Here is an 18853-nt window from a genome sequence, read left to right on the forward strand (position 1 = left end):
CGGGCCCCGCGGGACCCGGCGCCGACGCTCAGCCGGCGGAAGCCTCGAGGCCGAAGCGGTGCCGGGCCCCGGGGAAGTCCGCCGGCAGGCGGTCCCGGCCGTCGGCGCGCAACCGGGCCCGCAACGTGCCCTCCTTGGGGGTCGGGTCGAAGGCCCCGCGCGCGGCCAGGGCCGGCACGACCAGCTCGGCGAAGTCGTCCAGGGTGCCGGGGCTGAGCAGCGGGTTGAGCAGGTACCCGTCCAGACCGGCGGCGCCGGCGTGCCGGCTCATCGCCTCGGCGACCTCGTCGGGGGTGCCGACGAAGAAGAGGTCCCCGCCGCGGGCGACGGAGGCGAACCGGCGCTTGACGTCGCCCGCCGTCAGCGGGCGGTCCCCGTCGCCGCGCACGACGTAGCTCGTCAGCCCGTTCGTCGTGGTGGTGAGGGGTTCGTCGTCGGCGTAGCGGGCGATGTCGATGCCCGTGTCCCCCGAGTACGAGACCAGCTGCGCGCGCAGGCGGTACGTGCTCTGCAGGTCCTCGAGCTTGGCCTGCGCCTCCGCGGCCGTGCGGCCCACCACGACGCGCGCCAGGGCCAGCGCGCGGACGTCGCCGGGGACGCGTCCGAGGGCGGCCGCCCGGGCGCGGGTGTCGTCGAGCCCGGCGCGGATCTCGGCGGGGTCGGACTTCGGCAGCAGCAGCACCTCGCCGTGCCGGGCTCCGAACTCCCGCCCGCGCGGGGACCAGCCAGCCTGGAACAGGACGGGGGTCCGTTGCGGGGAGGGTGAGGTCAGCGCCGGCCCGTGGACGCGGAAGTGCTCGCCCTCGAAGTGGACGGGACGGACGGACCCCGGACGGGCCCAGACGGGCACGGACTTGTCCGCCACGACGGCGTCGTCGGCCCAGCTGCCCTCCAGCAGGCGGTAGACGACCTCGAGGAACTCGTCGGCGCGCGCGTAGCGGTCGCCGTGGGCCAGCTGCCCGTCGAGGCCGAAGTTGCGGGCCGCGCTCTCGAGGTAGCTCGTCACGACGTTCCAGCCGATCCGGCCGTCCGTGAGGTGGTCCAGCGTGGCGAAGCGGCGGGCCAGGGAGAACGGGTGCTCGTACGTCGTGGAGGCGGTGACGACGAAGGCCAGCCGGCGCGCGACCTCGGCCAGGGCCGGCACGTAGGCGAACGGGTCGTTGGCCGGGGCCTCGACGGCCTCGCCGACGGCCGCGTCGAGGGACCCCTCGTAGACGTCGTAGAGACCGAGCACGTCGGCGAGGAAGAGCGCGTGCAGCCCGGCCTCCTCCGCGGTGGTGGCCACGTTCCGCCAGCGGTCGAGGGAGTTGACCATGACGCGGTCGTCGGCCGGGTGCGTCCACAGCCCGGGGGCGCCCCCGCAGCCGACGCTGGCCTGTTCGTAGAGCCCGACGACGAGCTGGGTGGGTTCCGTCGGCTCGGCGTTCACCGGCTGACCTCCGTTCGGGGTGCGGGACTCGCTCCTGCCCGGCGGCGCCGCGACAGCAGCGCGTGGGCGAGGTAGCACAGGGCGGTGAAGACGACGCCGATGACGGTCGCCAGCCGCTGACCGGAGTCGGCCAGCGAGGCGACGACGGCCACGGCGCAGGCGAGGACGACGAGCACGGGGGCCGCCGGGTACCAGCGGACGCGGTAGGGCAGGTCGCGCACGTCGGTGCCGAGGGCCACGAGCCGGCGCCGCTGCGCCACCTGGGCCAGGGCGATGACGGCCCAGACGGCGACGACGGCGAACCCCGCCACCGAGACGAGCACGACGTACACCGTGCCGGGGGCCACGACGGAGCTGACGAGCGAGACGAGCCCGGCCCCCAGGCTCACGACGACCGCCAGCAGCGGGACGCGGGAGCGGCCGGTGCGCGCGAAGGCCACCGGCAGGTCCCCCGTCAGGGCCAGGGACCGCAGCAGCCGCGAGCACGCGTAGAGCCCGGAGGACCCGGCCGACAGGAGCGCGGTGATGATGACGACGGCGATGACGTCGTCGGCGTGCGGGATGCCGGACGCCGTGAAGACGGTGACGAACGGGCTCGTCTCCACCGACTCGTCCGCGCTGCCCAGCCGGTCGTAGGGCACGAGCGCGGCCATGACGACGATGGCGCCGACGAAGAAGACGACGAGGCGGACCATCGTCGTCCGCACGGCCTTCGGCACGACCGGGGCGGGGTCGTCGGTCTCGCCGGCGGCGATGGCGATGAGCTCGGTGCCGGAGAAGGCGTAGAAGACGGCCAGGGTGGCGACGAGGACGCCGCCCAGCCCGGCCGGGAAGTAGCCGTCCGCGGTGTGGAAGCCGCTCAGCAGCGGTGCCGGTCGCCCGTCGGCGCGCACGCCCACGATCGCGAGCGCCCCCACGACGATGAAGACGACGACGGCGGTGACCTTGACACCCGCCAGGAGGCTCTCGGCGTCGCCGTAGACGCGCACGGGCGAGAGGTTCACGGCGAGCAGGACGGCGGCGAACACCGCGCACCACACCCAGACGGGGACGCCGGGGAACCACCGCTGCATGAGCAGCCCCGAGGCCGTCAGCTCCGACCCGATGGCCGCGACCCAGCAGAGCCAGTACAGCCAGGCGGTGGTGAACCCGGTGGCGGGCCCGAGGGTCCGGTGGGCGTAGACGTGGAAGCCGCCGGACTCCGGCATCTGGACGGCCAGCTCCCCCAGGCACGTCATGAGCAGCCAGGCCACGACGGCCCCGACGCCGTAGGCGAGGACCGCCCCGAGCGGGCCGGCCTGGTAGATCGTGTAGCCGGAGGAGATGAACAGGCCGGACCCGATGACGCCGCCGAGGGAGATCATCACCAGGTGCCGGGTGCGCAGGTCGCGGCGCAGCGGCGGCACGTCCTGGCCGGCCAGGGGGTCGGTGGGGGGTGCGGTCACCGGAGGATCCTCCCAGCCGGGCGGGGGTGCCCCCACCCGTCGCCCCCACCCGCGCGGTTCAGGGGCCGGGGACCTCCGCCGCGTCCGACAGCGCCTGGATGGCCATCGCCACGCGCGGCGGCGAGAGCCGTTCCCCCGTCGGCTCCGCGAGGTAGAGGACGTCGACGGCCTGCGCCGCGTACGTGGCGACGTGCGCGGAGCGGATGTCGATGCGCTCGGTGGCCAGGGCGCGGCCGAGGGCGTGCAGGAGCCCGGGCCGGTCGGCGCAGCGCACCTCCAGGACCGTCGCGCGGTCGCTGGCCCCGGGCAGGATGACGACGCGGGGGTGCGCCACGAGGGACCGCGGCCCGCCGACGGGTCGGCGGGTCTGGGCGTCGCGGGCGGCGAGCCGCTCGAGCAGGGTGACGTCCCCGCTGACGATGCGGTCCAGGCTCTGCCGCAGCAGTTCCGGAGACGGCGGTTCGCCCGTGGGCGACTCCACCCACCACGAGTCCACAGCCACGCCCTCGAGCGTGCGGACGAGGGCGGAGCGGACGAGGAACCGGTGCCCGGCCAGCAACCCGGCCAGGTCGGCGAACACGCCCGTGCGGTCGGGGGCGACGACGGTGACGACGTAGAACCCGTCGACCTCCCGGACGTCGACGCGGGTCCGCCCGTCGGCGGCCGTGGCGGCGGCGAGCGCCTGCTCGTCGGCGTCGAAGGGGGCCGGCCCGGGGGCGGCCTCCCCCGCCAGCGACTTCGTGGCCCGGGCGACGAGGCCGTCGACGAGCCGTGCGCGCCACGGGGACCAGGCGGCCGGGCCGGCGGCCCGGGCGTCGGCCTCGGTGAGCGAGCGCAGCAGGTGCAGCGTCTCGAGCCGGCCGTCGACGGCCTCGACGAGCGCCGCCACGGTCTGCGGGTCGTCGGGGTCGCGGCGGGTGGCGAGGTCGACGAGGGTCAGGTGCTCGGCGACGAGCCGGCCGACCACCTCCACGTCGGCGGGGCTGAACCCGGCGCGGGTGGCGACGGCGCGCGCCAGCGGCGCCCCCGTGCGGGAGTGGTCCTGGGCGCCGGGCAGCTTGCCGAGGTCGTGCGTCAGGGCGGCGAGCAGCAGCAGGTCCGGGCGTTCGACCTCGCGCAGGAAGGGGCCGGCGGCCACGGCCGTCTCGACGAGGTGCCGGTCGACGGTCCAGCGGTGCACGGCGTTGCGCTGCGGGCGGTTGCGGATGCCGGTCCACTCCGGGATCCAGCGCTCCACCAGGCCCACCATGTCGAGGGACTCCCAGACGGGCACCTGCGCCGGTCCCGCGGCGAGCAGTTCCAGCAGGGCCTCGCGGGCCGTCGGGGGCCACGGGTCCGGCAGCGGCGGGCACGTGGTGACGAGGTGCTCCAGCGTCACCGGCGACAGGGGCAGCCCCGAGCGCACGGCGGTCGCGGCGGCGCGCAACGGCAGGACGGGGTCGTCGGCGGGGGTGACCCCGGCCCCCAGGACGACCTCGCCGTCGTGCTCGACGAGCCCGTGGCCCAGCGAGCGCAGCCGGGGGCGCTTGCCCTGGGCGCGGAAGCGGCGGGTCGGCACGGACTGCCGGGCCCGCCGGGTCGTGAGGTCGACGGCCGCGGAGATGGTGCGGGCGGCCTGGGCGACGGCGGCGAGCAGCAGGTCGGCGTCGGCGAACCCGCAGACGACGGCGGTGGCGTCCTGCTCGGCGAGCAGGAGCCGGTCCCCGGGGCGGCCGGAGGAGGCCTGCAGGCCGTCGCGGACGTCGAGCAGGAGGGTGTGGGCCTCGTCGACGGCGCCGTGGGGACGGTCGGTGAGCCAGCTGGCCGCGAGCGCGCGCAGGGTGATGGCGTCGCGCAGGCCGCCCCGGGCCTCCTTGAGGTCCGGTTCGAGCAGGTAGGCGACCTCCCCGAAGCGCGTGGCGCGTTCGGCGAGGGAGTCGAGGACCTGCGGCAACCGGCGGCGGGCCCCGCCGCGCCAGTCGTCGAGCAGGTGGCCGCGGGTGCGGGCGACGAGCCCGCCGTCGCCGGCGACGACCCGCAGGTCGAGCAGGCCGGTCGCGGCGGCGAGGTCGGCGGCGGCGACCTCGCGGCACTCCTTGGCGGTGCGGACCGAGTGGTCCAGACGCAAGCCGTTGTCCCACAACGGGTACCAGATGCGGTCGGCGAGAGCGGCGATGTCGTCGCGGCTCAGGGCCCGGCCGTCGTGCAGCAGGACGAGGTCCACGTCGCTGGCGGGGCCGGCGTCGCGGCGGGCCAGGGACCCGACGCACGCGAGCGCGACGCCGGATCCCTCCCCCAGCGGGCCGACCGTGCCGTCGAGGGGTTCGACGGCCTGGTCCCACACGTCGCGCAACCGGGACTCCACGAGCTGGACCAGCTCGGCGCGGCGGTGCGGGCCGGGTCTACCGGCCCGCACCGCGAGCGCGAGTCGCTCGGTGCGCAGGTCCGCGCTCAGCGCGGACCTGCCACGGGAGCGTCCATGGGGGGTGACCTCCAGGAGGGTTGGTGCGGGTGGGTCAGAGCGCGTCGGGACCGTGCTCGCCGGTCCGGACCCGGACGACGTCGTCGACCGGCTGCGTCCAGACCTTGCCGTCACCGATCCGCCCGGTCTGGGCGCTCTTGACGACGACCTCGACGACGTCGTGGGCGTCCACGTCGTCGACGAGGACCTCCACGCGGACCTTCGGCACGAGGTCGACGGTGTACTCGGCGCCCCGGTAGACCTCGGTGTGCCCGCGCTGCCGGCCGTAGCCGGAGGCCTCGGAGATGGTCAGACCCTGGATGCCGTACGCCTCGAGGGCCGACTTCACGTCGTCGAGCTTGTGCGGCTTGATGATGGCGGTGAGCAGCTTCATGCGGAGACCTCCGAACTTCCGGACGAGTGACGGGCGTCGGTCGGGCGGGCCGGGGAACCGGCCACCCGGCCTCCACCGGCGGTCAGCGTGCCCCAGTCGTAGCCGGACTCGGCGTGCTCGGCCTGGTCGATGCCGGCCACCTCGTCCTCCTCGTCGAGCCGGAAGCCCATCGTCTTCTGGATGATCGTGCCGATGATCCAGGTGGCGACGAAGGAGAACGCCAGGACCGCGAGCGCCCCGACGACCTGGCGCCAGAGCTGGTCGACACCGCCGCCGAAGAACAGGCCCGCGCCGTAGCCGCCCTTGACGGCCGGCGAGGACGGGGTGGCGAAGAAGCCGATGGCGATGGTGCCCCACACGCCGCCGACGAGGTGGACGCCGACGACGTCGAGGGAGTCGTCGTAGCCGAGCTTGTACTTCAGGCCGACGGCCAGGGCGCAGAAGACACCGGCGAGGGCGCCGAGGACGATGGCCATGACCGGGTTGACGGCCGAGCAGGCGGGCGTGATGGCGACGAGGCCCGCGACCGCACCGGAGGCACCACCGAGGGAGGTGGCGTGGCCGTCGCGGATCCGCTCGGTGAGCAGCCAGCCGAGCATCGCGGCCGAGGTGGCGACGAGCGTGTTGACGAACACGACCGAGGCGGTGTTGCCGGCGGCCAGCGCCGACCCGGCGTTGAAGCCGAACCAGCCGAACCACAGCAGACCCGCGCCGAGCATGACCAGCGGCAGGTTGTGCGGGCGCATCGGGTCGCGGCCGAACCCGCGGCGCTTGCCGAGGACGATGGCCAGGGCCAGACCGGCCGCACCGGCGTTGATGTGGACCGCGGTCCCGCCGGCGAAGTCGACGGCCTTGAGGGTGTTGGCGATCCAGCCGCCGACGACGGAGCCGTCGGAGGAGGTGAAGGCGAACACCCAGTGGGCGACCGGGAAGTAGACGACGGTCGACCAGACGGCCGCGAAGACCATCCACGCGCCGAAGCGGGCGCGGTCGGCGATGGCGCCGGAGATGAGGGCGACCGTGATGATGGCGAAGACGGCCTGGAAGGCGACGAACGCCATGGCCGGGTAGGTGGCCGCGGAGTCCTCACCCATGAGGCCGGTGAGGCCGAAGTACTCCAGCGGGTTGCCGAGCAGGCCGAGGCCGACGTCGTTCCCGAAGGACATCGAGTAGCCCCACAGGACCCACAGCACCCCGATGAGGCCGAGGGCGCCGAAGCTCATCATCATCATGTTGAGCACGCTCTTGGCGCGGACCATGCCGCCGTAGAAGAGCGCGAGGCCGGGGGTCATGAGCAGCACGAGCGCCGAGCTGGTCAGGATCCAGGCGGTGTCACCTGAGTTCAGGGCCGAGTCCATGGGCAACATGGCCTTCCGCGAGGCCGGCGGGGCCGGCGAGAGAGGGGGTCGAGAACGGGACCACCGTGGCCTGCTCTCGTTACATCCCTTCGCGCGACGTGTTTCACCCGTGTGACGGGGCGCCCGCCCGTGTGAACTTCAGGTAACGCGCCCGCCCGTTCGACCCGGCGCTCAGCTGAGGAGCGCGTCGACGAAGGCCTCGGGCTCGAAGGGCGCGAGGTCGTCGGCCCCCTCACCGAGGCCGACGAGCTTGACCGGCACGCCGAGGGACTGCTGGACGGCGACGACGATGCCGCCCTTGGCCGTGCCGTCGAGCTTGGTGAGCACGATGCCGGTGACGTCGACGACCTCGGAGAAGACGGCGGCCTGGCGCAGGCCGTTCTGGCCGGTGGTCGCGTCCAGGACGAGCAGGACCTCGTCGACGGGTCCGTGCCGTTCGACGACGCGCTTGACCTTGCCGAGCTCGTCCATCAACCCGACCTTGTTCTGCAGGCGGCCCGCGGTGTCGATGATGACGACGTCCACCTCGGCCTCGGTGCCCTGCTTGACGGCGTCGAAGGCGACGGCCGCGGGGTCGGCGCCGTCGCGGTCGCTGCGGACCGTCGGCACCCCGACCCGGTCCCCCCAGGTGGCGAGCTGCTCGGCGGCCGCGGCGCGGAAGGTGTCGGCCGCGCCGAGGACGACGTCCTTGTCCTGGGCGACGAGCAGGCGCGCCAGCTTGCCGACCGTCGTCGTCTTCCCGGTGCCGTTGACGCCGACGACCATGACGACCGCGGGACGGCTGCCCTGCCGCTCGGTGGCCAGGGTGCGGTCCATGTCCGGCCCGATGGCCGTGAGGAGCTCCTCGCGCAGCAGCTCGCGCAGGTGCGCGGGGTCGCGGGTGCCGAGGACCTTCACGCGCTCGCGCAGCGCGTCGACGATGCGCGTCGTCGGCTCGACCCCGAGGTCGGCGAGCAGGAGGGTGTCCTCGACCTCCTCCCACGTCGCCTCGTCGAGGGTGTCGCGGGACAGCAGGGCCAGCAGCCCCTGGCCGAGGGCGGAGTTGGACCGGGCGAGGCGTTCGCGCAGCCGGACCAGCCGGCCCAGGACGGGGGCGGGGCGCTCGACGACGGGTCCGTCGGGCAGGCCGACGTCCTCGACGGTGCGCGTGGCGCTGTCGCGCGGGACCTCGGCGTCGTCACCGACGCCCGGGAGGGGTTCCTCGCCGTCGCGCCAGTCCCCCTTCAACCCCGCCTGCTGCCCCGGGCGGGGCGGGAGGGAACGACGGCGGCGGCGCGGCCGGACGAGGCCGACCACCGCACCGACCCCCGCGAGGGCGATGACGGCGATGAGGCCGATGACGATCTCGACTGTCTCCACGAGCCCCGATCTTCCCAGACCGGGCGCAGACCGCCCGACCGCCGGGCCGCCTCAGCGGGCGCGGGCCGCCCGGTGCTCGTCGCGGGCGCCGCGACGCTGGGCCTCGAGGCGGTCGGCGACACGGGTCCGGGCCTGACCGGCCTCGACGGCGAGCCGGGCGCGGTGGTGGCGCAGGACCGGCAGGAGCCGTTCGGCCCAGGCGTCCAGGCGCGCCATCGTCCGGCTGCCACGGCGGCGCAGGCTCGGCGCCGCCACCGTCAGCAGGACGACGACGGCCAGCCCCACCGTCACCGCGAACGTCACCAGCAGAGTCGTCACCATCACCGCACCACCACCCAAGAAGTCAGACCCGGAAGACCTCGAACCGTCACCGGGACCGGGACCCGGTGGACGCTCGTCACGTCAGCCACCCTGCCCCGGCGGTCACGCAGGCACCACCCGGCACGCGGCGTCGTCATCACTACGTGACCGGATGCTCACCGCTACGTCACCGAGGCGACGCGCGTCACACCCCGGCCGGCTCCTCCACGGGTCCCGCAGCCGGTTCCGCAGCCGGTTCCGCAGCCGGTTCCGCAGCCGGTTCCGGCGCGGGCTCGCGCGGTGCCACGGCGCGCTCGCCCTCGCGCAGCCGCTGGCTGACGACGGTGCTGATCCCGTCGCCGCGCATCGTCACGCCGTAGAGGGCGTCGGCGATCTGCATCGTGCGCTTCTGGTGGGTGATGATGATGAGCTGGCTCGTCGCGCGCAGCTCCTCGAACAGGGTGATGAGCCGCGACAGGTTCGAGTCGTCGAGCGCGGCCTCCACCTCGTCCATGACGTAGAAGGGGCTGGGGCGGGCGCGGAAGATCGCCACGAGCATCGCCACCGCGGCGAGCGAGCGCTCCCCGCCGGACAGCAGCGAGAGCCGCTTCACCTTCTTGCCCGCGGGCCGCGCCTCGACCTCGATGCCCGTGGTGAGCATGTCGGAGGGGTTCGTCAGGACGAGGCGCCCCTCCCCGCCGGGGAACAGGCGCGGGAAGACCTCCTCGTACTGCTGCGCGACCTCGGCGAAGGCCTCGGAGAACACGCGCTCGACGCGTTCGTCGACCTCCTTGACGATGTCGAGCAGGTCCTTGCGGGAGTTCTTGAGGTCGTCGGACTGGGTGACGAGGAACTGGTGCCGCTCCTCCATCGCCGCGTACTCCTCCAGCGCCAGCGGGTTGACCTGGCCCAGCTGGGCGAGGGCGCGTTCGGCCGACCGGCGGCGCTTGTCCTGCTCGGTGCGGACGTAGGGCCGCGGCTCCGGCGGGGTCTCCGGCTCCGGGTCCCCCGGCGCGGGCGGCGACGGCGGGACGAGCTGGTGCGGCCCGAACTCCTCGACGAGGACGTCGGGGTCGGTGCCGAGCTCCTCCAGGGCCCGCTGGCGCAGCTGGTCGATCTTCCACCGCTGCTGGGCGCGGGCGACCTCGTCGGCGTGCCGGGTGTCGCCGAGGCGCTGCTGCTCGGTCTTGAGGGACTCCACGGCGCGGCGCGCGGCGCCCACCTGCTCGTCGAAGCTCGCGCGGGCGGCCTCGGCCGCCTCCCGCAGCCGGGCGGCCTGGGCGTGGGAGGACTCCCACACCGCGAGCGCCTTCTCGGCCCCCTCCCGCACGGTGGCGGCGACGCGCGACTGCTCGGCGCGGCGGGCCCGGCGCGCGGCGGCGCGTTCGCGGGCGGCGAGCTCCTCGGTGGCCTGCCGCTCCAGGGCGTCGGCCCGGCCCGCGAGCGCGCGGGCTCGCTCCTCGACGGTGCGCAGGGCCAGGCGAGCCTCGGTCTCGGCGCCGCCGAACCCTCGGGCGACCTCGGCGAGGCGGTCCCGCTCGTCGGTCGAGACGTCCCCGTCGCCGTCCCCGTCGCCGTCGAGCCGGCTGGCGGCCTCGAAGCGTTCGGTGAGCTCGACGAGCTCGGCGCGGTCGGTCTCCAGCCGGGCACCGACCTGCTCCCGGGTGGCGCGCAACCGGTCCGCCTCGGCCGCGGCGGCGCGCACGGCCGACCCCAGCTGCCCCAGCTGCTCGGCCACGGCGTTCATCCGGGCGTCGGAGTCGTGCAGCCGGTCCAGGGCCGCCTCGACGCGCTCGGTCGCCGCGGCGCGCGCGGTCTGGGCCTGCCCCAGCGCGAACTGCGCGCGCTGGGCCCGGTGCTCGGCGGCGGACAGGGCGTCGGTGGCCTCGTCGACGGCGGCCTGCACCTGCAGCAGGCTCGGCGCGGACGAGGAACCGCCGGCCGCGACGTGGGCGCCGACGACGTCGCCGTCGCGGGTGACGGCGAGCAGGTCGGGCCGGGCCTGCGCGACGTCGCGTGCGGCGGTGAGGTCGTCGACGACGACGACGTGGCCGAGCAGCCCCGTGAGGGCGGGCAGCAGGTCCGCGGGCGCACGGACGAGGTCCAGCGCGGCGCGGGTGCCGGGGCGCGCGTCGGGACGGTCCGTCGCTCCCGGCGAGGCGACGAGCATCCCGGCGCGGCCGGCGTCGTCGCCCTTGAGGTGCTCGATGGCCGCGACGGCGTCGGCGGGGGTCGCGACCGCCACGGCGTCCGCGGTGGACCCGAGCGCGGCGGCGACGGCCTGCTCGTAGCCGGACTCGACGCTCAGCAGCGCCGCGACCGACCCCAGCACGCCCGACAGCGCCGGGCCGGCGGCGAGCAGGGCGCCGGTGCCGTCCTTGCGGGCCAGGCCGATCTCGAGGGCCTCCTTGCGGGCAGCCCACGTCGCGCGTTCGCGTTCGGCGGCCTGCAGCTCGGTGCGCGCCTGCTCGTGGGCGGCCTCCGCGGCGTGCAGGGCGTCCTCGGCGGCCTCGTGCTCGGCGTCGAGGCCCTCCTCGCCCTCCTCGACGCCCGCGACCTGGGTCTCCAGCGTCGTGAAGGCGGCCTGCGCCTCCTCCCGGCGCCGCTCGGCGTCGGCCAGGGAGGTGGACAGGCGCTCGCGTTCGGCCTCGGCCGCCTCGACGCGGCTGGTGCGGGCGGCGACCTGGCCGCCGAGGCGGGCCAGGCCTTCGCGGCGGTCGGCGGCGGCGCGCAGGGCCGCGGCGACGCGCTGGTCCTCGGCGCGGGCGGCCCGGTCGGCCTCGGCGCGGGCGGCGAGCACCTCGTCGAGGGCCGCCCGGCGCTCGGTGACCTGCTCGGCGAGCTCGGCCTCCTCGGCGCGGACGCGGTCGGCGTGCGCCTGCAGCTCCTCGGGGTCTCGACGGCCCGTCTGCTCCTCCGGTTCGCTCGCGAGCAGCCGCGAGCGTTCGGCCGCCAGGGCCTGGACACCGCGCAACCGCTCGGCGAGGGCGTCGAGGCGGTGGTGGGTCTCGACGGCGCGGGCGAGGTCGGGCGCCGCGGCGGCCGCGGCCTGCTCGGCGGCCTGCAACCGGGCGGACGCCTCGGCGAGGTCGGCCTCGACCTGCGCCTGCCGCGTCTTGAGGGCAGCTTCGTCCGCCTCGTCGCGCTGCAGCGAACTGCTGGCCTGGACGAGGTCGTCGGCGAGCAGCCGCAGCCGGGAGTCCCGCAGGTCGGCCTGCACGACCTGCGCGCGGCGGGCGGCCTCGGCCTGGCGGCCCAGGGGTTTGAGCTGGCGCCGGATCTCGGTGACGAGGTCGGCCACGCGCGTGAGGTTGGCCTCCATCGCGTCGAGCTTGCGCAGCGCCTTCTCCTTGCGGCGCCGGTGCTTCAGGACGCCCGCGGCCTCCTCGATGAACGCGCGGCGCTCCTCGGGCGAGGCGTGCAGGACGGCGTCGATCTGGCCCTGACCGACGATGACGTGCATCTCCCGGCCGATGCCGGAGTCGGACAGCAGTTCCTGCACGTCGAGCAGCCGGCACGTCTGGCCGTTGATCGCGTACTCCGAACCGCCCGTGCGGAACATCGTCCGGGTGATCGTCACCTCGGCGAACTCGATGGGCAGCGCACCGTCGGTGTTGTCGATCGTCAGGCTCACCTCGGCACGGCCGAGCGCGGAGCGTCCCTCCGGCCCGGTGGTGCCGGCGAAGATGACGTCCTCCATCTTCCCGCCGCGCAGGCTCTTGGCGCTGCTCTCACCCATGACCCAGGTCAGGGCGTCGAGGACGTTGGACTTGCCCGAACCGTTGGGACCGACCACGCACGTGATCCCCGGCTGCAGCCGCAGCGTCGTCGCGGAGGCGAACGACTTGAACCCCTTGAGGGTGAGGGTCTTCAGGTGCACGGGGCGAGAGCCTAACGACGCGGAGGCCGTGATCGGCTGAGGCGAGCCGCGTCGGGCCGCGGGCGAGGCCTCGTGGGGCGGGGCCCCGCTCCCGTGGTCATCACGGTCTGGAATGACCGTTGCGGCGACACGCGATGCGCTCGATGGGTGACCCTCCGAGGTTGTACAACGGTGGAAGACCCCCTGACGACCTTCCGGAAGGACCCCTGTGCCGACCCGCCCCGCCGGTCGTCCCCGCCCCACCCGCGCCGAACGCCCGGCGCGAGCGCGCCGCTCCCCCTTCCGGGTCCTGCCCCGGCCCCGCACCGCCCCGGGCGCCCCCGCCGTCGGCGTCGTCCCCCCGACCCCCGTCGACGGGGTGTCCCTGCGCCTGCTGGTGACGCTCGCCCTCCTCAGCTCGATCGGCCCCCTGGCCATCGACGCCTACCTGCCGACGTTCCCGGACCTCGCCGCGGACCTGTCGACCAGCGCGGCCCGCGTCCAGCTGACGCTGACGACGTTCATGCTCGGGATGGCCGCCGGGCAGCTCGTGCTCGGCCCCCTCTCCGACCGCCTGGGCCGTCGGCGCCTGCTGCTGGCGGGCACGCTCGTGACGTTCCTGGCCGGCGTGGTCTGCACCCTCACGCCCTCCATCGGCGTCCTGGTCGTGGCCCGCCTCGTCCAGGGCGTCGCCGGGGCGGCCGGGATGGTCATCGGCCGCGCCGTCGTCGCCGACCTCGCCACCGGCCGGGCCGCGGCGCGGGCCTTCTCCACCCTCGGCGTCATCGGCGGGGTCGCCCCCGTCGTGGCCCCGCTGCTCGGCGGCCTCATCGCCGGGCACGGCGGCTGGCGCGGGATCTTCGCCGTCACCGCGGTCGCAGCGCTCGCCATGGCCGTCGCGGCCTGGTTCGTGGTCCCCGAGACGCTGCCCGCCGAACGCCGTCACACCGGCGGGGCGCGCGAGGTGGCCCGCACCGCGCGGGCCGTCCTGTCCCGCCGCGGCTACGTCGGCTACGCCGGCACCCTCGTCCTGGTGTTCGGGACCGTCTTCTCGTACGTCTCGGCCTCGCCCTTCGTGCTGCAGAACGTCGTGGGCCTCTCGACCGGGACGTTCTCCCTCGTCTTCGCCTGCAACGCCCTGGGGATCGCCGCGGGTGGCGCCGTCTCCACGCGGGCCCTGCGCCGGTTCGACCCCTCCCAGGTCCTGACCACCGGGGTGCTGCTGCAGCTCGGGTGCGCCGCCGGTCTGTTCACGACCGTCCTCGCCTTCGACGCCTGGACCCCCGCCGTGCTCGTCCTGCTGTGGTTCACCGTCTTCAGCGTCGGCCTCGTCTTCGGCAACGCGACAGCGCTCGCGATCGACCAGGTGCGGTTCGCCGCGGGCACGGGCTCGGCGCTGCAGGGGGCGCTGCAGTTCACGGTCGGCGCCCTCGTCTCCCCGCTCGTCGGACTGGCCGGGGAGCACTCGGCGGTGCCGATGGTGACGACGATGCTGACGTGCACCGGCCTGGCGACGGCGCTGCTGTTCCTCGTGGCCCGCCCCGCGCGGCGTGCGCAGGCCCAGGTCTGACGCTCAGCGCGTCTCGAAGCCCTCGACGCCCTCGGCGGGTCCCCAGTGGTCGGTGACCCGGGTGACCCGCCCGGGGCGTTCGTGCTGGGAGGGGTCGGCGCGCAGGCGGGAGAGCAACTGCCGCAACGCGTCCCGCTCCCCCTCCGCGACCACCTCGACGTGGCCGTCGGAGGTGTTGGTGGCGCTGCCGACGAGACCGAGCCCCTCGGCCTGCCGCTGGGTCCACCAACGGAACCCGACTCCCTGGACGCGGCCGGTGACGAGGGCGGTGAGGCGTTCCACGGGAAGAACCCTAGGGGTGGCGGTGGAGCGCTGCCCGGACGGCGGCGCACGAGCGGGCTGGTCGCCCAGGACGGGCCGCAGCACGGTCGTCGGCTCGACGGGGAGCCTTCGCTCAGGTCGCGGCTCCCGACGCTTCGAGCACCAGGCGCGTCTCGGTCACCCGGTACCCGGCCCGCTCGAAGGCCGCCGCCATCGGGGTGTTGGTGACGTCCGTGGTGGCCGTGGTCCGCTGCGCCCCGGCCGCGGCGTGGAAGCGCGTGACCTCGCCCAGCAGGTCGTCGACCAGTCCGAGGCCCCGGTGGGCGGGCAGGACCCCCAGGTAGCCGACGTTGCGGGAGTAGGGGGTGGCGGACGGGACGACGAACCCGACGGGTTCCCCGGCGGGGGTCGTCGCGACGCGCCACCAGTCCCGGTCCCCGGGGCAGGACAGGTAGAACGCGTAGTCGTCACGGGCTTGCGCGGCGGGGTCCACGACGGCGAGGGATCGGCGGGTCGTCACGTCCAGGGTGTCGACCGCGCACCGCTGGAAGAGGTCGAGGAACTCCTGCTCGTCCCCGGCGCGGAAGTGCAGCCGCCTCGAGGGCCCCGGCGCCGGGGACTCCGGGGTCCACTCGAAGCGCAGCCGCTCCAGCTGCTCGCTCAGGCCGACGACGGCGGCGGCCCGCACCCGCCAGGACACCGCCTCGACGGTGGCCGGTGAGGCGCGCCAGTGCGGGGGGAGGGTGAGCTGGTACTCGGGTGGCCGCGTGGCGTCGGCGGTGGCGAAGGCGCTGTGGGCGGCCCGCAGCAGGCCGGCCGCCAGGGCCGGACGGTCCTCGACGCGGTCGAGCACGTGCAGGCAGTCCAACGTCAGCGGGGTCGTGCCGTCGGGTCGTCCCCACCACAGGGCACGGCCGACCACGGTGCCGTCCTCCTCCTCGGCCAGCCAGGTCCAGGACCAGCGCATCCGACCCGCCTGCACCTCCTCCTGCAGACGGTCCGGCTCGACGCCGGCGAGGTGGGGGTCGAGGGGGAAGGCGAGGAGCGCACCGAGGTCGTCGGTGGTCGCGGGGCGCAGGTGCACGGGCCGTGCCTAGCGGGCGTCGTGGTGGTGGAGCAAGGGGATTGCCGGCCTCGCAGCGGTCGGCGCGCCCGCGTCGACCGCCCGGGCACGACCCTCAGGCGTACTCAGGACCGCCGCTGATGCCGAAGAACTCCTCGAGCGTGGCGACCCCGCTCCCGGTCACCTGCCGCACGAGGTCCTCGCCGACCCAGCGCCAGTGCCAGGGTTCGGGGTCGTAGCCGGTGACGTCGGTCTTCCCCTCGGGGTAGCGCAGGAGGAACCCGTAGCGGCCGGCGTGGGCGCGCAACCACTCGGACTCCGGGGTCTGGCCGAAGCAGTTCTTCAACAGGCACCCGGGCTGGGTGCGGCCGCCGAAGTCCACCGCCAGCCCCGTCTGGTGCTCGCTGTAGCCCGGGCGGGCGGACACGCTCTCCGCGGACTCCAGGCCGTCCCTGGCGACGGCGTTGTCGTGCACCGACGTCTGCCGCTGGTAGGAGCGGTAGCCGCTCGTGACGCTCAGGCTGACCCCGTCGCGGCCCGCGTCCTGCAGGAGTGCCCGCAGGTCGGGGGCGATGACGGCGGCGACCTCCTTGCCGTCGACCACGGCCAGCGTCGGCGCGTAGTCGACGGGGTCCAGGGGGTGCTGCTTGTTGACGACGACCCACGGGCTGTCGGCGGCCGTCCGCGAAGGGCCCTGCTCGGCGGCCGGGGCCCCCACGGCCGGCGCCGCGGCGACCGCACCCGCGGGTGCGGACCCGTCCGTCGTGGTGACCGCGCCGGTGTCGTCGCCGCTCAGGCGCGAGAGGACGACGCCGCCCCCCACCCCCGCGGCCAGGACTCCCGCCAGCAGGACGCGACGCGCGACGACGGCCTCGTGGCTGAAGCGCCGGCGCCCGTCCGGCAGCACCTCCGGCGCGAAGGGCGACCGTCGCGGCCGGGTACCCAGCGGGGACATGCGCAGGATCTTCCCAGCGGGGCGCCGCGACGTCGCGCGCCGCGCCGGGACGTTCCGCGGGATCTCGAGGGGTCCGCAAGGGACCGGGCGTGGGTGCACCCGTGGGTGCCCCGTCGGCGTCGTCGGGACGACGCGGACGGGACACCCGACACCGCCGGTCAGGCCGTGACGCTGTGCTCCCCCGCGGTCAGTTCCCGCTCGCTGCCGTCCGGCAGCCGCAGCACTGCGGACGTGCCCTCGGGCACGGTGACGTCGACGCTGAGGGCGTCACCGTCCTGCCGCCAGCTCACGGCGAGCCGCCCGTGCGGCGTCTGGAGCGCACCCTTGGCCCACGTGATGCCGCCACCGGGCCGCGGGGCGACGAGCGAGCGCGCGTACCCGGGTTCCAGCGGGGCCAGACCCGCGACGACGCGGTGCATCCAGTCCGCGACGGCCCCGAGGGCGTAGTGGTTGAAGCTCGTCATCTGCCCGGGGTTGATGGTCCCGTCGGGCAGCATCGAGTCCCACCGCTCCCAGATCGTGGTCGCCCCCATCGTCACGGGGTACAGCCACGACGGGCAGCCCTCCTCCAGCAGCAGCCGGTACGCCTCCTCCAGGTGCCCCGTCGAGGTGAGGGCGTCGGTGACGTAGGGCGTCCCGGCGAAACCCGTCGACACCCGGTACCCGGCCTTGGCGACGACCTCGGCGAGGCGGTCGCCCGCCTTGGCCATCAGCTCCCCGTCCAGGAGGCCGAACTCGATGGCCAGCGCGTACACCGTGGCGCAGTCGGACAGGACCGTGCCGTCGGCGGAGACGTAGTGCTGCAGGAACGCCGTCCGCAGCCGCACCGCGAGCGCGTCGAACGCGACCGCGTCCTCGGCGTGCCCCAGCACGCGGGCCATGTCGGCCGCGGTGCGGGCCGACCGGTGGATGGCCGCGGTCGCGACGACCCCCTTGTCGGCCTTCGCGGCGGCCGGGTCGTCCGGCGGGGCGTCCGGGTCCAGCCAGTCGGCGAACTGGAAACCCTGGTCCCACAGGTCGGTCGGGGACAGCAGCCCTTCGACGTGCCGGACGTGGGCGACCGCGGCGGGGTACGCCTCGGCCAGGGCCTCCCGGTCGCCGTAGGCCCGCCACAACGTCCACGGCAGCCAGACGGCGACGTCGGACCAGAAGCACGTCGAGTCGGGTTTCGACCCGCCCAGCTCCTTGGGCGGGGAGTACTTCAGGACGTCGGGCACGACGAACGGGGTGACGCCGTCGTTGTCGGCCTGCTCGGCGTCGAGGTCGCGCAGCCAGTCGCGCAGGAACGTCGAGACGTCGAAGAGGTACGCGGCGCTGGGGCCGAACACGGCGAGGTCACCGGTCCAGCCGAGACGCTCGTCGCGCTGCGGGCAGTCGGTGGGCACGTCGAGGAAGTTGCCCTTCTGCCCCCAGACGACGTTGCGGTGCAGCTGGTTGACGAGCTCGTGCGAGCACTCGAACTCCCCGGTCCGCCGGAGTTCGGAGTGCACGACGACGGCCTCGAGGTCGTCGACCGTGAGCTCGCCCGGCCAGCCCTCCACCTCGGCGTAGCGGAACCCGTGGAAGGTGAACGTCGGCTCGAACGTGTCCGCCCCGCCCGACAGCGTCAGGTGGTCGGTGGCCTTGGCGGTGCGCAGCGGCCGCACCCCGAGCTCGCCGTGCTCGAGGACCTCGGCGTGCCGCAGGGTGATCGTCGAGCCCTCGGGTCCGGTGACGGTGAAGCGCAGCCAGCCCACGAGGTTCTGCCCGAAGTCGACGAGCGTCCTCCCGCTCGGGGAGGTCGTGACGGCGACCGGCCTGACCACCTCCTGCCGGCGGACCGCCGGACCGACGTGCTCGGTGAGCCGGGCGGTGTCGAACTCCAGGACGCTGACGCCGCTCCACCCGTCGGCGGGACCGTCGAGGGCCGCCCACCGCGGTTCGAGGTGGCGGAAGTCGACGTCCTGGCCGTCGTAGATCTCGTCGGCCGTGACGGCCGAGGGACGGGCCTGCCAGTCCGGACCGGTGGCCACGACCTGTTCGTGTCCGTCCGCGAACGTGACCTCGAGCTGGGCGAACGCGCCGATGCGGTCGGAGTACAGGCCGCTGTGGCCGCTCCAGGCGAGCCGGCCGACGGCCCAGCCGTTGCCGAGCGCCAACCCGAGGACGTGCTCACCGGAACCCGACGACAGACGTCCGGTGAGGTCGTGGGTGGCGTACCGCAGCCGCCACTCGTAGCTGCTCCAGCCGGGGGTCAGGACGTCCTCGGAGACCGGTTCGCCGTCGAGGTGGGGTTCGACCACCCCGAGCGCCGTGACGTGCAGGACGGCCGACGTCACCTCGCCGTGGCCGTCGTCGAGGGTGAACCGGGTGCGCAGCAGCGGCGCCTGCGGCACCTCGTCGGCCGCGATCATCGCTGCGTGCCAGCGTGGGGACATGCG

13 protein-coding genes are annotated in these 18853 nt (G+C 75.0%); 1 reads left to right on the top strand and 12 read right to left on the bottom strand.

The window, feature by feature from the left end; all coding sequences use genetic code 11:
• Positions 1-28: 28 nt before the first annotated feature.
• The 8 genes from AB0637_RS00610 to smc all read right to left on the bottom strand — a co-directional run bounded on the left by AB0637_RS00610 (position 29) and on the right by smc (position 12605).
• A complete protein-coding gene (locus AB0637_RS00610; RefSeq protein WP_366169190.1) occupies positions 29-1429 on the bottom strand; it encodes an NtaA/DmoA family FMN-dependent monooxygenase in 1401 nt (466 codons plus the stop codon).
• The gene (locus AB0637_RS00615; protein WP_366169191.1) at positions 1426-2874 is read right to left on the bottom strand and encodes an amino acid permease; all 1449 of its coding nucleotides are present in this window, start codon (positions 2872-2874) and stop codon (positions 1426-1428) included. The genes AB0637_RS00610 and AB0637_RS00615 overlap by 4 nt, the downstream gene beginning before the upstream one ends.
• A 58-nt stretch (positions 2875-2932) precedes the next feature.
• Positions 2933-5350: a [protein-PII] uridylyltransferase gene (locus AB0637_RS00620; protein WP_366169475.1), complete on the bottom strand. Its 2418-nt coding sequence runs from the start codon at positions 5348-5350 to the stop codon at positions 2933-2935.
• A gap of 19 nt (positions 5351-5369) precedes the next feature.
• Positions 5370-5708, bottom strand: a complete 339-nt coding sequence (locus AB0637_RS00625; protein ID WP_366169192.1) for a P-II family nitrogen regulator — start codon at positions 5706-5708, stop codon at positions 5370-5372.
• Positions 5705-7075: an ammonium transporter gene (locus AB0637_RS00630; protein ID WP_366169193.1), complete on the bottom strand. Its 1371-nt coding sequence runs from the start codon at positions 7073-7075 to the stop codon at positions 5705-5707. Before AB0637_RS00630 ends, AB0637_RS00625 begins: the two co-directional genes overlap by 4 nt.
• A gap of 162 nt (positions 7076-7237) precedes the next feature.
• Positions 7238-8425, bottom strand: a complete 1188-nt coding sequence (ftsY, locus tag AB0637_RS00635; protein ID WP_366169194.1) for a signal recognition particle-docking protein FtsY — start codon at positions 8423-8425, stop codon at positions 7238-7240.
• Between the two features lie 51 nt (positions 8426-8476).
• Entirely contained in the window at positions 8477-8746 is a 270-nt protein-coding gene (locus tag AB0637_RS00640; RefSeq protein ID WP_366169195.1) for a hypothetical protein, read from the bottom strand.
• Positions 8747-8930: 184 nt separating this feature from the next.
• Positions 8931-12605 carry a chromosome segregation protein SMC gene (smc, locus tag AB0637_RS00645; RefSeq protein ID WP_366169196.1) on the bottom strand — a complete coding sequence of 1225 codons (3675 nt, stop codon included), beginning with the start codon at positions 12603-12605 and terminating at the stop codon, positions 8931-8933.
• A 208-nt stretch (positions 12606-12813) separates the two neighbouring features.
• Between smc and AB0637_RS00650 the strand changes: the two genes are divergently transcribed.
• Positions 12814-14154, top strand: a complete 1341-nt coding sequence (locus tag AB0637_RS00650) for a multidrug effflux MFS transporter (protein WP_366169198.1) — start codon at positions 12814-12816, stop codon at positions 14152-14154.
• A gap of 3 nt (positions 14155-14157) precedes the next feature.
• On the opposite strand, the gene AB0637_RS00655 is transcribed toward AB0637_RS00650, so the two are convergent.
• The 4 genes from AB0637_RS00655 to AB0637_RS00670 all read right to left on the bottom strand — a co-directional run bounded on the left by AB0637_RS00655 (position 14158) and on the right by AB0637_RS00670 (position 18850).
• On the bottom strand, positions 14158-14436 hold the full coding sequence (locus tag AB0637_RS00655; RefSeq protein WP_366169199.1) for an acylphosphatase: 279 nt from the start codon (positions 14434-14436) through the stop codon (positions 14158-14160).
• A gap of 112 nt (positions 14437-14548) precedes the next feature.
• A complete protein-coding gene (locus AB0637_RS00660; protein WP_366169200.1) occupies positions 14549-15499 on the bottom strand; it encodes a GNAT family N-acetyltransferase in 951 nt (316 codons plus the stop codon).
• A gap of 94 nt (positions 15500-15593) precedes the next feature.
• The gene (locus AB0637_RS00665) at positions 15594-16433 is read right to left on the bottom strand and encodes a M15 family metallopeptidase (protein ID WP_366169201.1); all 840 of its coding nucleotides are present in this window, start codon (positions 16431-16433) and stop codon (positions 15594-15596) included.
• Between the two features lie 158 nt (positions 16434-16591).
• Positions 16592-18850, bottom strand: coding sequence for a family 78 glycoside hydrolase catalytic domain (locus AB0637_RS00670; protein ID WP_366169202.1), 2259 nt, complete (start codon positions 18848-18850; stop codon positions 16592-16594).
• Positions 18851-18853 lie beyond the last annotated feature (3 nt).

The sequence above is a fragment of the Kineococcus sp. NPDC059986 genome (assembly GCF_040702905.1).
Classification (GTDB): domain Bacteria; phylum Actinomycetota; class Actinomycetes; order Actinomycetales; family Kineococcaceae; genus Kineococcus.

What these genes read in the sequence shown, in the direction of transcription:
- AB0637_RS00630 (WP_366169193.1), bottom strand. Translation starts at nt 7,075, where the DNA reads ATGTTGCCCATGGACTCGGCCCTGAACTCAGGTGACACCGCCTGGATC.
- AB0637_RS00640 (WP_366169195.1), bottom strand. Translation starts at nt 8,746, where the DNA reads ATGGTGACGACTCTGCTGGTGACGTTCGCGGTGACGGTGGGGCTGGCC.
- AB0637_RS00670 (WP_366169202.1), bottom strand. Translation starts at nt 18,850, where the DNA reads ATGTCCCCACGCTGGCACGCAGCGATGATCGCGGCCGACGAGGTGCCG.
- AB0637_RS00625 (WP_366169192.1), bottom strand. Translation starts at nt 5,708, where the DNA reads ATGAAGCTGCTCACCGCCATCATCAAGCCGCACAAGCTCGACGACGTG.
- AB0637_RS00665 (WP_366169201.1), bottom strand. Translation starts at nt 16,433, where the DNA reads ATGTCCCCGCTGGGTACCCGGCCGCGACGGTCGCCCTTCGCGCCGGAG.